The sequence below is a fragment of the Micromonospora solifontis genome, from assembly GCF_003725545.1.
Lineage (GTDB): Bacteria > Actinomycetota > Actinomycetes > Mycobacteriales > Micromonosporaceae > Micromonospora > Micromonospora solifontis.
On sequence record NZ_RJLN01000059.1, the window covers coordinates 1 to 14,520 of the forward strand.

A 14,520-nucleotide genomic window follows, 5' to 3' on the forward strand; every position below is an offset into this window, starting at 1 on the left:
GGTGCCCGAGCCGGAGATGCTGCCGGTGAACAGCGTCTGCTGCGCGGACCACCCGTTGACGTTCGTCGGATCGCTCGACGTCCGGTAGGAGAAGGCCGTCCCACCCCACTGGTAGGCGAGCACCCAGATGTTCTTCGGGGCGAAGTAGAACAACGTGGGCGCGACGGCGGCGAAGGGCATCCCGTTCTGGCTCGCCGAGGCCATGTCCGACCAGTTCGTGAACGGGTTGAAGTTCATCGACCCCCAGGACGAGCCCGTGTCGTGCGTGGTCGCGTACACCAGGTGCTTGCCGTTGTAGACGACGTTGGTGAAGTCCTTCAGCGACACCCAACCCGACTTCGGGTTCGCCAGCGAGCCCGTCGACGACCAGCGGTAGCTCGACGGCAGCGAACAACCGCCGCCCGGCGGCGGCGTGGTGGGGTTGCTCCCGCCGTCAACCCGGACGAGTTGCCACTGCTGATTGGCGCCGTTCCAGTCGTCGTACTGGACGATGCTGCCGCCGTCGGCGGTCGAGGCGCCCATCACCTCCATGGCCTTGTTGCTGTTCCGGTTGATCAGCCGGACGTAGCCACTGTCGGAATCGGCCAACCGGAACTGCTGGTTGGTGCCGTTGTGGTCGGACCACTGCACGATGTCGGCGCTGTTGGCGGTCGAGAAGTTGTAGACGTCCAGCACCTTGCCGGATAGCCGCGACCGCACCCGGTAGTAGCCGCCGCCCGAGTCCACGAACTGCCACTGCTGCTGGCTGCCGTCGTTGCGCGCCCACTGCACGATCCGCGCGCCGTCGTTCGTGGCCAGGTTGTACACGTCCAGGGCCTTGCCACTGTTGCGGTTGATCAACACGTACCAGGCGTTCGTGTCGACCGTGGCCGCGGCGGCGGGCGTCGACACCGCCACCGCGGCGGCACCACCGACCACCACCGCCGCCGCGGCCGCGGCGACGACCCGCGGCAACCAGCCGCGCCGCCGGGACGGCGGCGCGGTCGATGGAGACCTACCAAAGGCGAACATGATCCTCCTCCAGTGACCACGGGCCACGGCGGTCCGCCCGAGGACAGACGCACCACAGCCCAGGACCGATGTTGTTAGCGTTCACAGAGTGCCCGGGTTCCCTACCCCGACCCACCACTGGACCGAGGCCGACGAAGCCGGCTCGCCCGGGTGAGCCATCGACGCCGCCGTCCTTGACCATTGACTGTGAGCGATAACATGCCTGTCGTCAAGACGTAACATCCGGGTCCTGGCGACGGCGCACTACATCGGCGATTGCGCATGGGTCCGATCGTGTGGTCCCCGCTGCGAGAACAGTCGGAGCGGGGACCACGCCGCGCGCGGCGCGGCTATCCTGCCGCCGTTGGCGTCGGCTGGGCCCCGGTGACCGTGGCGGCATCGGCGGGACGCCGTAGCCGGAGCACCGCGACGACCCGGGTCGCCAGCGTGGCGAGGTTCATCGCGGCGGCGACGGCGGCCCACAGCACCAGCGGCAGGGCCGCATGGCAGAGCTGTCCGAAGGTGATGTCCCGGCCGCCGGCGACCAGTTGCGCCAGCGCGTCGGCGAGTTGGTCGGTGCCCTCGTTGGCCAGACCCAGGCCGCTGTTGCCGAGCACGGCGATGCCCCAGCCGGAGGGCAGCAGCAGTTGGCTCGCGGTGTAGGTGAACCAGACGCCGTTGTGGCGTACCCAGCCGTGCTCGTCCCGGTCCCAGCCCATGCCGTAGGTCGACCCCGGACCGCCGGGGGTGTGCATCGCCGCGGCGCTCGCGGCCGAGACGAGGCGGGTGCCGTCGGCGGCCACGCCGCCGCGCGACTGCGTGATCAGCCAGCGGGCCAGGTCCCGCGCCGTGCTGATCACGCCGTCGGAGCCGGCGACGAACCGCTTCGGCTCGGCCACCGGCACCGTCGCGCCGTAGGCGTACACATAACCGGCACGGACCTGCGGTGGCAGGTCGCGTGGGGCCTGGTCGATGCCGACGCTGGCGGTCATGCCGAGCGGCGCGAAGACATGGTCGTGCAGGTAGGCGGCGAACGGCTGGCCGGAGACGACCTCGACCAGCCGCCCGGCGAGGTGGTAGTTGGTGTTCGTGTAGGCGTACCTCGTGCCGGGGTCGGCGGCCAGCGTCGCCGACCGGGTCCGCCGCACCGCCCCGGCGAGCGAGTCCGGCTGCCGGCGCGTCCAGCGTGATCCTTCCGGCCTCCACCAACTGCAGCACCGCCAGCGCGGTGAACGATTTGCTCAGGGAGGCGATCGGCATCGGTGTGGTGGCCGTCATCGCGGCCCCCGACGAGTCGTGCCCGTATCCGGCCACCTGGACGACCTGGTCGCCTCGGGTGATCGCCACCGCGATGCCCGGGTAGCCCGCCCGGCCGGCGAAAGCCTGCACGACCTGCTGGACCCGCGCGGTATCGAGCTGATCGTCCGCGGCCGCCGCCGGGCCGGCCGCCGCAGCGCTCAGCCCGGCAACCCCCGACACCATCGCCGCCAGCCGAAGCCAGCTTCTGTGCTTCACGTGTACTCCCGTCGTCGTTGCCCAGCGACGGCCACGCTACGAAGCTGGACAGCCACGTCACAGGACCCGATCGGCACGTGCCACCACTGACCTTCGTCAGGTCCCGCGGCGGTAGAATCGGCCCCGGCGTATCGCCCGCGGCGGTGGGGCCCGCCGCCCCCGCGGACCTGTGCGGCGCGCTCAGCACCTACTCGACCTTCGGCTACGAGACCATCCGCCTGTTCGAGGACGGTGCCCGCTTCTACAGCCTGCTCAACGCCGGCATCAGCGTCGCCGCCGGCATCGGCGCCGCGTTCGTCGGCGTCAGCGTCGCCCAGGCCGTGTGGCTCTGACCGGCATGGCGGTCCGGGACAGCCCCGACACCACGAGGCCGGCACCCGGGCTCCGGCCGTGGCGGTTCGTGGTCGCCGCCGGCGCCCTCAGGTGATGGTCGAGTCTCTTCGCGCGGTGCTTCCTCGGACCGAGAGCGTCGTGGCCAGCTCGAGTCCGACCTGCGGTGCCCGTTCCCCCCGCCCGAGCGCGAGTGCCAACTCCGTGGCGGCCACGGCCATCTCGGTGAGCGGCTGCCGGATCGTGGTGAGCGGCGGGTCCACCAGGGTGGCCACCGGCAGGTCGTCGAAGCCGACCACGCTCAGGTCCCCGGGGATGGTGAGCCCGAGGGCGCGCGCCGCCTGGTAGATACCGAGCGCCTGGAGGTCGTTGCTGGCGAAGATCGCGGTGGGCCGCCGCGGGCGGCTCAGCAGCTCGCGCGCGGCGGCACACCCGTCCTCGCGGGTGAGGCCGGCGCGTACGACGAGGTCGGTTTCGATCGGCAGGCCGGCGGCCTCCAGGGCGGAGCGGTACCCGTCCAGCCGGGCCTGGCAGCACAGGACCCCCTGCGGTCCGGCGATCATCGCGATCCGGCGGTGTCCCAGCTCCACGAGGTGGCGGGTCGCCGACCGGCCGCCGGCCCAGTTCGTGGCGCCGACGAACGGGACGTCATCCGGCAGCTCGACGGTCGGGTCGAACACCACGAACGGGATTCCCCTGGCCCGTAACCGGTTGCGCTGCTCCTCGGAGAGCTGAGCGACCGTCACGACGCAGGCCGGACGGCGGGTGAGCGTGTCGTCGATCCAGTAGCGGATCGAGTTGCGCTGCGGGCCGAACTCCGTCAGCACGACCCCGAGGCGGTGTTCCCGGGCGACCCGCTCCACCCCGCGGATGATTTCGACGCCCCACATGTCCCCGAGCTCGTCGAAGACCAGTTCCAGCGTCTGGCTGCGCCGTACCAGAGCCGGTTTGCGGTACCCGTACCGGCTGATCAGCGCCTCGACGCGGGCCCGGGTGTCGGCGGCGACGCCGGAGTGGCCGTTGATGACCTTGGAGACGGTCGGTACCGACACCCCGGCGGATTCCGCGATGTACGCGATCGTCACGGGCCTGGTCGAATCGACTGATCGACGGTCCCCGCTCGGCTCGGCCGCTGACAAACCTCGCTCCCTCCTCGCCCTACCGCGTCGTCGTTGCCGCCACGGGGTCAGGGCGCAAGGACGGTGTCACCGCCCGAACCGGTGCCTGGATTCCGGGGCTCGTAGTCGAGCCAGTCGAAATGGACGGTGCCGGTGGCGGCGTACATGCCGATGACGCGGCCGGTGAAGCCACCGGCGACCTCCGTCGACAGGTAGCGGCCGTCGAGTTCGGCCAGCACCGTGACCGTGCCGTCGGCCTGCTCGACGCCGAACCGGAGCAGGTCGGGCTCCTTGCCGGCGTACCAGTCGCCGGGCGACGGACCGAGCACCTCGATCAGGAGGCTGACCGGGCCGGCCGGGACCGGCCGGACGGCGAGCGTCGAGAGCACCGAGCCGAGCCGCGCGTCGACCCGGACCGCGCCGTCGCCCGCCTCGATGTCGTAGTGGTGCCGCTCGTCGAGGCGTACCGCGAGCCCGCCGCGCCCGCCGGCCGGATCGACCCGGGCCCGGACGCGGCAGGACAGGTGCTGCTGGCGGCGGCCGACGAAGGTGACGTCGGGGGCGTCCAGGGACGCGCCGCGGGCCCGCAGGGTGAGCCAGCCCGGGCGCTCGGTCAGCGACCAGCTGTCCGCCGGCCGGGACCGGACCGAGAGCCAGCGGGGGCCCAGGCGGTCGGCGTCGAAGTCGTCGCGTACGGGCGGCGCCGGCAGCGGGTGCGCGGGCCACGACGGCGCCGTCATGGCCGGCGTGACCGCGCCGACCACCGGCCAGCCGTCGGTCCAGGTCACCGGGGCCAGGAACGTCTCCCGGCCCAGTACGTGCCAGCCGGGCGTGCCGCCGCCCGGGCGTACGCCGAGCAGCACCATCCACCACGACCCGTCGGCGGCCTCGACGAGGTCGGCGTGGCCGGTGTTCTGGATGGGACGGTTCGTGCCCCGGTGGGTCAGGACGGGGTTGGCCGGGCACGGCTCGTACGGCCCGTCGGGCGCCGTCGCGCGGGCGATCGAGACGGCGTGCCCCCGTTCGGTACCGCCCTCGGCGATCAGCAGGTACCAGTGGTCGCCGACCCGGTACAGGTGCGGTGCCTCCGGGGCCTGCGCCCCGGGCGCGCCGGACCACAACCGGTGTGGCCGGCCGATGGTCTCTCCGGTACGGGGGTCGATGCGTACCTGTTCGATCCCGGCGTAGGTGCACCAGCAGTTGCCCTCGTCGTCCCAGGCGAGGTCGGGGTCGATGCCGACGATCCCCGGCACCCGGACCGGGTCGGACCAGGCTCCGGCCGGGTCGGTCGCGGTGCAGATGAAGGTGCCGCCGCCGTCGGCGACGTTGGTGACGATCAACCAGAAGCGGCCGTCGTGGTGCCGCAGCGTCGGCGCGTACACGCCGGCGGACGGCGGCGTCGTCGGCGGCAGGTCCAGCTGGCCCGGCCGGTCCAGGACGTTGCCGATCTGCGCCCAGTGCACGAGGTCCCGGCTGTGGAAGAGCGGCACCCCGGGGAAGTACTCGAAGCTGGAACACGCCAGGTAGTAGTCGTCCCCGACCCGGCAGACGCTCGGGTCCGGGTGCATGCCGGCGATCACCGGGTTGGCGAACGTACCGTCGGTCCAACCGGATGCGCCCGCCGTCGCCGCGCGCGGTCGCGCCATCGTCATCCGGTGCCTCCCGACGTCCAGGATCGTCGCCCGGGCCGCGCCCACGGGTGCCGCCACGGCCGTCGCGGTGGTCGGTCCCCCAGAGGCCGGTTCCGGCCCGGACCGCCAGGGCTTCCGAGCTGTACGGCAGAAACTTTCTGACCGGAGAGTAGTGACGATCAACGATGCCGTCAATCGCCGCCACTCCATTGACACTCGTCACCACAAGAGTTAGCTTTCGCCCGGATACTTTCGGGCCTGGATCCCGAAACTTTCTACGCTGCGGGAGCCGCGCAGCGCTCGTGGAGGCACCGGGCAGCGTCCACGACAGCCCACCAGTCGCACCCTGCCTGGTGGCCCGGCGACGCAGCGCCGGCGATCCTCCGTCGCGTGGTGGCAACCGCGCCGCCGGTCGGCTGCGCTGCCCGGTCACCGCACCCACAGCGAGGAGTTTCCCGTGCTCGTGCAAGGCGTACGAAGAACCCGATGGCGGCTCGGCGTGGTCGCCGGCAGCGTGGCCGCGCTGCTGGTGGCGGCCACGATGGTGGCGGCCGGCGCCCAGGCGGCGGCCGGCTGCCGGGTGGCGTACACCGCCTCGGCGCAGTGGCCGGGCGGGTTCACCGCCGACGTGGCCGTGACCAACCTCGGCACGCCGGTCACCGGCTGGGCCCTGACCTGGCGGTTCCCGTCCGGCCAGCAGGTGACCCAGGCCTGGAACGCGACCGTGACCTCCTCGGGTGGCGAGGTCACCGCGAGGAACATGAGCTACAACGCGGTCATCGCGACGAACGCGACGGTCTCCTTCGGCTTCAACGGTTCGTGGTCGGGCAGCAACGAAGCCCCGGCCACGTTCACCCTCAACGGGGTGGCGTGCACCGGGTCGCCGACGACCAGCACGCCCCCGTCGACGTCACCGTCGAGTTCCCCTTCGACGTCACCGTCCACGTCGCCGTCGACGCCGCCGCCGGGCAACGCGATGGCGACGGTGGCGGCGATGCAGCCCGGCTGGAACCTCGGCAACACCTTCGACGCCATCCCCGACGAGACCTCCTGGGGCAACCCGCTGACCACACGGACCCTGCTGCACCACGTCCGGTCGCAGGGCTACCGCAGCATCCGGATCCCGGTGACGTGGAGCAACCACCACGGCCCGGCACCGGACTACACCATCGACCCGACCTGGCTCAACCGGATCCGGGAGGTCGTCGACTGGTCGCTGGACGAGGGCTTCTACGTGATGATCAACCTGCATCACGACTCCTGGCAGTGGATCAACACCTACCCCACCGACCGGGCGGCCGTGCTCGCCCGATACCGGGCCCTGTGGACCCAGCTCGCCGGGCAGTTCCGCGACCACTCACCGAGGCTGGTCTTCGAGAGCGTCAACGAGCCGCAGTTCACCGGCACCTCCGGCGACGAGCAGGGCGACGTGCTGGTCAGCGAGCTCAACACCGAATTCGTCCACCTCGTCCGCCAGACCGGCGGGAACAACGCCACCCGTCTGCTGGTGCTGCCCACCCTGCACACGAGCGGCGAGCAGGGCCGGCTGGACGCCCTGAGCGCCACCATCGCCCAGCTGCACGACGCCAACCTCGCCGCGACCGTGCACTTCTACGGCTGGTGGCCGTTCAGCGTCAACATCGCCGGCGGCACCCGCTACGACGCCTCCGTCGAGCAGGACCTGACCGGAACCTTCGACCGCGTGCGCGACACGTTCGTGGCCCGCGGCATTCCGGTGATCATCGGCGAGTGGGCCCTGCTCAACTGGGACCACACCCGGCCGGGCATCATCGAGCGGGGCGAGTTCCTGAAGTTCATCGAGGCGGTGAGCTACCACGCCCGGATCCGTAACCTCACCACGATGGTGTGGGACGCCGGCCAGTTCCTCAACCGCACCGAGCTGCGCTGGCGCGACCCGGGCGTGTTCGCGATGATGAAGGCCGGCTGGACCACCCGCTCCGGGACCGCGTCGTCGGATCAGGTGTACGTCTCCCGCCGTGATCCGGTCACCGCCAGGACGCTGGCCCTCAACCTCAACGGCACGTCGTTCACCGGACTGCGGTACGCCGGCGTCAACCTGGTCAGCGGGAGCGACTACACGCTCTCCGGCTCCACCCTCACCCTCACCGCGGCCGCCCTGACCCGCCTGGTCGGAGCCCGCGCCTACGGCGTCAACGCCACCATCGAGGCGACCTTCTCCCAGGGCGTGCCGTGGTCGATCGACATCGTCAGCTACGACCCGCCGGTCCAGAGCAGCGCCACCGGCACCACCGATTCGTTCGCCATCCCCACCCAGTTCCACGGCGACCAGCTCGCCACCATGGAGGCCCGGTACGCCGACGGCACCAACGCCGGCCCGGCCGACTGGACCTCCTTCAAGGAGTTCTGGCAGCACTTCCAACCCGACTACGACGCCGGCACCATCATCCTGAAACCGGAGTTCTTCAGCGAGGTAAAGGACGGCCGGGTGAACCTCACCTTCCACTTCTGGAGCGGCACGAAGATCACCTACCAGTTCACGAAGTCCGGTAGCACGGTGACCGGCAGCCCCACCTGACACCCCGGCGAAGCCGGAGACGGCGGTGCCGCGACCAGACCACGGCCGCGGCACCGCCTGACGTGCGGGGCAGGACGCCGGCACCCCGCCGTACGCTGCCTCTCGTACCGGTGGGACAGGAGGCTGAGGTGGCCGAGACGACGGTGGCCGCGGTGCTGGCCGAGCTGGCCGAGCTCGCGGACCCGAAGGCCCGCGAGGTGAACGAGCGACACGGCGACGATCACGCGGTGAACCTCGGCAAGCTGCGCGCGCTCGCGAAGCGGCTGGGGACGCAGCAGGAACTCGCGCGCCGACTCTGGGCGACCGACGACAGCGCCGCGCGACTGCTGGCGCTCCTGATCTGCCGCCCGAGGGCGTTCGAGCGGGACGAGCTGGACGCCATGGTGCGCGCGGCGCGCACCCCCAAGGTGCACGACTGGCTCGTGAACTACGTGGTGAAGAAGAGCCCGCACGCCGAAGCGTTGCGCCTGGCCTGGTCCGCCGATCCCGATCCGGTGGTCGCGAGCGCCGGCTGGGCGCTGACCACCGAACGGGTGGCGAAGAGGCCCGACGGCCTCGACCTCGCGGGGCTGCTCGACGTCATCGAGGCGGAGCTGAAGGCCGCCCCGGATCGGCTGCAGTGGGCGATGAACCACTGCCTGGCTCAGATCGGGATCGAGCATCCCGGGCACCGGGCCCGCGCGATCGACATCGGTGAGCGCCTGGAGGTGCTCAAGGACTACCCGACTCCCCCGGGCTGCACGTCGCCGTTCGCGCCGATCTGGATCAGGGAGCTGGTGCGCCGACAGCACGGGACGTAGGAGGGCGGCAGCTCCGGCTCAGCGGGTGAGGAGCGCACGCAGCTCCTTGACGATCTCGGTGGGCGCCTCCTCGGCCATGAAGTGTCCCGCTGACGTGGTGCGGTGTTCCAGGTTCGGGGCCCAGGCCCGCCAGAGCGCGGCGGCGTCGTAGCCGAGGGCCGCGCCCCAGTCCTGCTGAATGACGGTGACCGGCATGGTGAGGTGGTTGCCGGCGGTCCGGTCGGCTTGATCGTGCTCGATGTCGATGCCGGCCGAGGCGCGATAGTCCGCGACGATCGAGGCGACGGCGGCACGCGACGCCTGGAGGTACTCCGCCCGCACGTCGGCGGGGATGGCCCGCGGGTCGCGGGCCCACCCATCGAGGAACCAGCCGAAGAAGGCTTCCGCGCTGGCGGTGATCATCTGCTCGGGCAGGCCGGGCGGTTGGGCCATCAGGTAGAGGTGGAAGGCCACCGCGGCGGAGGATCCGTGCAGGATGTCCCACATGTCCAACGTTGGCAGCACGTCGAGCGCGGCGAGGTGGGTGATCGTCTCGGGGTGGTCGAGACCGGCGCGGACCGCTACGAGGGCTCCCCGGTCGTGTCCGGCGAGCGCGAAGCGTTCGTGGCCGAGCGCGCGGGCGAGCCGGACGACGTCGGCCGCCATGGTGCGCTTTGAGTAGGTTGCCGGGTCGCTCGCGACGGGCTTGTCGCTGGCCCCGTAGCCGCGCAGGTCGGGGCAGATCACGGTGTGGTCGACGGCGAGGTCGGCGGCGACGTGTCGCCACATCAGGTGGGTCTGCGGGAAGCCGTGCAGCAACACGATCGGGTCGCCGCTGCCGCCCACCGCGACGTTCAGCGCCACCTTCTCGTCAACCGCGACGCGCCGGTGGTCGAAGCCGGGAATGACAGGTGCCATGGTTGTCCCTTTCTCTGCGGGTGTGCGTTCAGCGTGCCGTCCCCGAATGAGCAGCCGATGAGCGCGATACGTTGGTCCGGACGCGGAAGGGTGGGTCGATCGTGCAGGTCAGGTTCGGTGTCCTCGGCCCGGTGGTCGCCTGGGACGCCACCGGAGCGCCGATCGACCTGAAAGGCCCGCGACACCGGGCGGTGCTGGCTCGGCTGGTCGCCGCGCGCGGCCGGGTCGTGCCGGTCAACCGCCTCGTCGACGACCTGTGGCAGGTGCCCCCGCAGGGCGCGCTCAGCGCCGTGCGGACGTTCGTGGCGGCCCTGCGGCGGGCGCTGGAGCCGCGGCGTCCGCCCCGCGCCCGGGCTCAGCTCCTGGTGACGGAAGGCCCGGGGTACGCGCTGCGGACCGGACCGGACACGGTCGACGCCTGGCGGTTCGAGGACGAGCTCGACGCCGCGTCGTCCGCGTCGCCGCAGCAGACGCTCGCCCGGCTCGATCGCGCGTTGACGTGGTGGCGCGGGCCCGCGTACTCCGGCTTCGACGAGGAACCCTGGGCCCGCGCCGAGCGGTCCCGGCTGGAGCAGCTCAGGCTGAACGCGGTCGAGCGGCGGGCGGAGGCGCTGCTGGCCGTCGGCCGGCCCTCCGACGCCGTACCCGATCTCGACGCGCACGTCGCCGGGCATCCATGGCGGGAGGAGGCGTGGCGGCTGCTGGCCCTGGCCCTGTACCAGGCGGGACGGCAGGGTGACGCCCTCGCGCTGCTGCGTCGCGCGCGCAGCCTGCTCCGGGAGCAGCTCGGTGTCGATCCCGGCCCGCGCCTGCGGGCTGTCGAGATCGACATCCTCCGTCAGGTCGTGCCGCTCGGGGAGGGTCCGGCCGTGCCGGACCGGATCTGGGCGGACGCGGCGGCGGCCTACGACCGCACCATGGCGTCCGGTGCCCGGGCGCGGCTCGAATCGACGGTCGGCCTGCTCCGGAGCCTCGCGGTGGCCGGGCCGGGCGGGCTGGAGGCGGCGCGGGAACAACGCTTCGCCGCCATCTCCGCGGCCGAACAGCTGGGCGACCCCGAACTCACCGCCCGGGTGATCGGTGGCTACGACGTACCCGCGATCTGGACCCGCGCCGACGATCCGGACCAGGCGGCGCGGGTCGTGGCCGCGGCCGAACGGGCCCTCGCCACCCTGTCCCCCGCCGCACCCGACGCCACCCGCGCCCGCCTGCTCGCGACGATCGCCCTGGAGTCCCGCGGCACGCGCGGGCCGCGTGGCCCCGAGGCCGCCCGGGAGGCGGAACGGATCGCCCGCCGCCTGGGTGACCCGGCGCTGCTGGCCTTCGTGCTCAACGGCGCGTTCATGCAGGCCTTCCACCGCGCCGGGCTCGCCCCCGAACGAGACCGGATCGGCGCCGAGATCCTCGCCCTCGCCGCGCCGCACGGCCTGGTGACCTACGAGATCCTCGGGCACCTCATCCGCGTGCAGGCACTCAGCGCGCTCGCGGACTTCGCCACCGCTGACCGGCATGCCGCCGCTGCCGAACGACTCGCCGGGCGACACGAGCACCCGCTGGCCGCCGTGTTCACCGGGTGGTACCGGGCGCTGCGACTCGCCGTGAACGGGGCGTCGCCGACCGTCGTGGACGTCGCCTACCGGGACGCCGCGGCCGGGCTCTCCGGCGCCGGCATGCCCGGCGTCGAGCGGGGACTCCTACCGCTGGCGCTGCTGGGCCTGCGGGTGTGGCACGGCCTGCCGGCCGACTTCGGCGACGACACCGACTGGGGACCGTACCTGCCGTGGGCGCGCCCGCTCGTCCTGCTGGCGCGCGACCGCCGGGCGGAGGCCGCCGCGGCGCTGCGCCGCACCCCGGAACCGCCACGCGACCTGCTGTTCGAGGCGCTGTGGTGCCTGACCGCCCACGCCGCGATCGCGCTCGGCGAGCCGGCGGTGATGCGCCGGGCCCGGACGGAACTCGCGCCGGCCGCGCGGGAGATCGCCGGGGCCGGCAGCGGCCTGCTCACCGTCGGCCCCGTGTCCGGTCATCTCGACCGCCTCGCCGCCCTGTCGTGAGGTTGACCTCCTCGCTGTTCCGGGTGCGCCGACGCGGGCTGCGGGTACCGCAGTCCGCCGTCGCAAGAACCGCAATCGCTGGAAATTCTTGCCGGGAAGCTACGACGGTCTTCGATGTCCGTCAAGGCTCTTCCGCCTGTCGAGACATCGACGTCGACGCACGCGAACCGGACTGACGGCAGCTGACCTGGCCGGATGGCGAATCTAGGGCATGCGTGTTGCCCGGCGGTTTCGAAAACTTTGCCGCAAGCTATTGCAAAGACTTTCATGGATGACGCATGGTGTTCGCTACCCGGACGGCCGTCCACTGTCGCCAGACGCACCCCTTCGAGCACGGAAGAGGTCCCCCGCCATGGAATCCGCACGGCCACACCCCGGTGGTCGCACCGGTCGCCTGTTGCTCGCCGCCGCGCTGGTCGCGGCCGGCGGGACGGCGGTCGTCGCCGCCACCACCACCGCCACCCCCGCCCACGCCGCCGTCGTGCTCAACGACAGCGAGGTGACCGCCAACCTGTGGGAATGGAACTGGAACTCGGTCGCCGCCGCCTGCACCAACCACCTCGGACCCGCCGGGTACGGGGCGGTGCAGGTGGCACCACCGCAGGAGTCGGTCAGCCTGCCCAACAGCGCCGACGGCGTGCACCCCTGGTACGAGGTGTACCAGCCGGTCTCGTACCGGCTGGACGGCCGGTTCGGTGACCGGCAACGGTTCGCCGCCATGGTCACCGCCTGCCACGACGCCGGCGTACGGGTCTACGTCGACGCGGTGGTCAACCACATGGCCGGCACCAACAACCCGGCCGGCACGCGCGGATACGCCGGCACCGACTTCTCCGGCTACAGCTACCCCGCGGTGCCGTACGGGGACGGTGACTTCCACCGCCCGGGAGACAACTGCCCGACCAGCGGAGCGATCAACGACTGGAACAACGAGGCCCAGGTGACCAGCTGCGAGCTGCTGTCCCTGTCGGACCTGTACACGGAGAAGGACGCCGTCCGCACCAGGATCGCCGGGTACCTGAACGACCTGATCGACCTCGGCGTCGACGGCTTCCGGGTGGACGCGGTCAAGCACATCAAGAAGGAGGACTTCGCGGCGATCCTCGGCAAGCTCCACAACACCGTCGCCGAGGGCAGGCGCCCGTACGTCGCCCAGGAGATCTTCGACGGCGCCAGCAACCCCGCGCTCCAGGCCCGGGCGTACATCGGCAACGGTGACGTGCTGGACTTCGCGTACGCCAAGGGCCTCCGGTCGGCGTTCCAGGGTTCCATCTCGACGCTGGCGAACATCCCGAACTGGAACCTCGACGCGCCCAGCGCCAACGTCTTCGCCATGGTCACCAACCACGACCTGGAACGGGACGGCGTGGTGCTGTCGTACAAGAACGGCACCGACTACCTGCTCGCCAACTACTTCGCGCTGGCCTATCCGCACGGCAAGCCGTCGGTCTACGACAGCTTCACCTGGACCAACCGCAACCAGTCCCCGCCGCACAACGGCAGCGGGTACGTCACCGACACGGTCTGCGGCGGCGCCTGGAACTGCCTGAGCCAGAGCACCGGCATCAAGGGCATGGTCGGCTGGGCCAACACGGCACGCCCGGTCAAGACCGTCGCGGACTTCACCACGGTCAACAGCAACGTGATCGGCTTCCACCGGGGCGATCGGGCCTGGATCGGGATCAACGACTCCGGCGCGGCCACCACCGCCACCTTCACCACCGGCCTCGCCGACGGCCGGTACTGCGACGTCATCTCCGGCGCCGCCACCGCCACCGGCTGCACCGGCGGCACGGTGACCGTCTCCGGCGGCCGGGCCACGGTGACCATCCCGGCCAACAACGCCGTCGCCGTGCACGTCAACGCCCGACCCGGCGCCAACCCCTCGCCGACGGCGTCGCCCACCGCCTCGCCGACGACCAGCCCCACCGGCAACCCCACCGACCGGATCGCCACGACCTTCACCGTCAGCGCGACCCCGGCCGCCGACCAGGACGTCTATGTCGTCGGCAGCATCCCGGAGCTGGGCACGTGGGCGCCGGCCGGCGCCGTCAAGCTCACCCCGCAGGGCGGCGACGATTACCGCGCCACCGTCGACCTGCCCCGGTCGACCGCGGTGGAGTACAAGTTCCTCAAGATGACCGCCGCCGGCGCGGTCACCTGGGAGTCCGGCGCGAACCGCACCCTCACCACCCCGGCCAGCGGCACGTACGCGGTGACCGAGACGTTCCGCGGTGACACCGTCAGCACCGCGCCGATCGCCACCTCCTTCAACGCCACCGTCACCACCTACTGGGGCCAGAACGTCTTCGTCGTCGGCAACGTCGCGGAACTCGGGACCTGGAACCCGGCCAACGCGGTCGCGCTCTCCTCGGCCGACTACCCGGTGTGGCGGGCGACGGTGAACCTGCCGCCGAACACCGCCATCGAGTACAAGTACCTCAAGAAAAACCCCGACGGCTCGGTGACCTGGGAGTCCGGCGCGAACCGCACCTTCACCACCCCGGCCACCGGCACCCGCACCAACACGGACACCTGGCGATAGCCGCGTCGGGCGACAACCCGGCCCGCCCGCGCAGTCGACCTGCGTGGGCGGGCCACGCCTGACCCGCCGCCGATGGGTGACCG

General features: G+C 71.8%; 9 protein-coding genes and 1 pseudogene. 5 read left to right on the top strand and 5 right to left on the bottom strand.

Features of this window, described 5'->3' with window-relative positions; all coding sequences use genetic code 11:
- Positions 1–1,011, bottom strand: a 1,011-nt coding sequence (locus tag EFE23_RS19325; RefSeq protein ID WP_123242367.1) for a non-reducing end alpha-L-arabinofuranosidase family hydrolase, incomplete at its 3' end; no start/stop codon positions are given.
- 329 nt (positions 1,012–1,340) lie between these two features.
- Positions 1,341–2,472 (bottom strand): annotated as a pseudogene (locus tag EFE23_RS19330) (serine hydrolase domain-containing protein).
- A gap of 176 nt (positions 2,473–2,648) precedes the next feature.
- On the opposite strand from EFE23_RS19330, the gene EFE23_RS19335 reads away from it, so the two are divergent.
- Complete coding sequence (locus EFE23_RS19335) at positions 2,649–2,837, top strand: fluoride efflux transporter FluC (protein ID WP_123242350.1); 189 nt, start codon at positions 2,649–2,651, stop codon at positions 2,835–2,837.
- A gap of 87 nt (positions 2,838–2,924) precedes the next feature.
- On the opposite strand, the gene EFE23_RS19340 is transcribed toward EFE23_RS19335, so the two are convergent.
- Together EFE23_RS19340 and EFE23_RS19345 are read right to left on the bottom strand one after the other, a co-directional pair.
- The gene (locus tag EFE23_RS19340; RefSeq protein WP_123242351.1) at positions 2,925–3,920 is read right to left on the bottom strand and encodes a LacI family DNA-binding transcriptional regulator; all 996 of its coding nucleotides are present in this window, start codon (positions 3,918–3,920) and stop codon (positions 2,925–2,927) included.
- A gap of 101 nt (positions 3,921–4,021) precedes the next feature.
- Positions 4,022–5,605 (bottom strand): glycoside hydrolase family 43 protein, encoded by a 1,584-nt coding sequence (locus tag EFE23_RS19345; protein ID WP_233601064.1) that lies wholly within the window; start codon positions 5,603–5,605, stop codon positions 4,022–4,024.
- Positions 5,606–6,041: 436 nt separating this feature from the next.
- Between EFE23_RS19345 and EFE23_RS19350 the strand changes: the two genes are divergently transcribed.
- Positions 6,042–8,141 carry a cellulase family glycosylhydrolase gene (locus EFE23_RS19350; protein WP_305034575.1) on the top strand — a complete coding sequence of 700 codons (2,100 nt, stop codon included), beginning with the start codon at positions 6,042–6,044 and terminating at the stop codon, positions 8,139–8,141.
- Positions 8,142–8,269: 128 nt separating this feature from the next.
- A complete protein-coding gene (locus EFE23_RS19355; protein WP_123242352.1) occupies positions 8,270–8,941 on the top strand; it encodes a DNA alkylation repair protein in 672 nt (223 codons plus the stop codon).
- An 18-nt stretch (positions 8,942–8,959) separates the two neighbouring features.
- Here EFE23_RS19355 and EFE23_RS19360 read toward each other — a convergent pair whose 3' ends face one another.
- Positions 8,960–9,838 carry an alpha/beta fold hydrolase gene (locus tag EFE23_RS19360; RefSeq protein WP_123242353.1) on the bottom strand — a complete coding sequence of 293 codons (879 nt, stop codon included), beginning with the start codon at positions 9,836–9,838 and terminating at the stop codon, positions 8,960–8,962.
- Positions 9,839–9,939: 101 nt separating this feature from the next.
- Here EFE23_RS19360 and EFE23_RS19365 point away from each other — a divergent pair, with 101 nt between their 5' ends.
- Together EFE23_RS19365 and EFE23_RS19370 are read left to right on the top strand one after the other, a co-directional pair.
- Positions 9,940–11,892, top strand: a complete 1,953-nt coding sequence (locus EFE23_RS19365; protein ID WP_123242370.1) for an AfsR/SARP family transcriptional regulator — start codon at positions 9,940–9,942, stop codon at positions 11,890–11,892.
- Positions 11,893–12,244: 352 nt separating this feature from the next.
- Positions 12,245–14,437 (top strand): carbohydrate-binding module family 20 domain-containing protein, encoded by a 2,193-nt coding sequence (locus EFE23_RS19370; protein WP_123242354.1) that lies wholly within the window; start codon positions 12,245–12,247, stop codon positions 14,435–14,437.
- Positions 14,438–14,520: the final 83 nt, after the last annotated feature.

What these genes read in the sequence shown, in the direction of transcription:
- EFE23_RS19345 (WP_233601064.1), bottom strand. Translation starts at nt 5,605, where the DNA reads ATGACGATGGCGCGACCGCGCGCGGCGACGGCGGGCGCATCCGGTTGG.
- EFE23_RS19370 (WP_123242354.1), top strand. Translation starts at nt 12,245, where the DNA reads ATGGAATCCGCACGGCCACACCCCGGTGGTCGCACCGGTCGCCTGTTG.
- EFE23_RS19360 (WP_123242353.1), bottom strand. Translation starts at nt 9,838, where the DNA reads ATGGCACCTGTCATTCCCGGCTTCGACCACCGGCGCGTCGCGGTTGAC.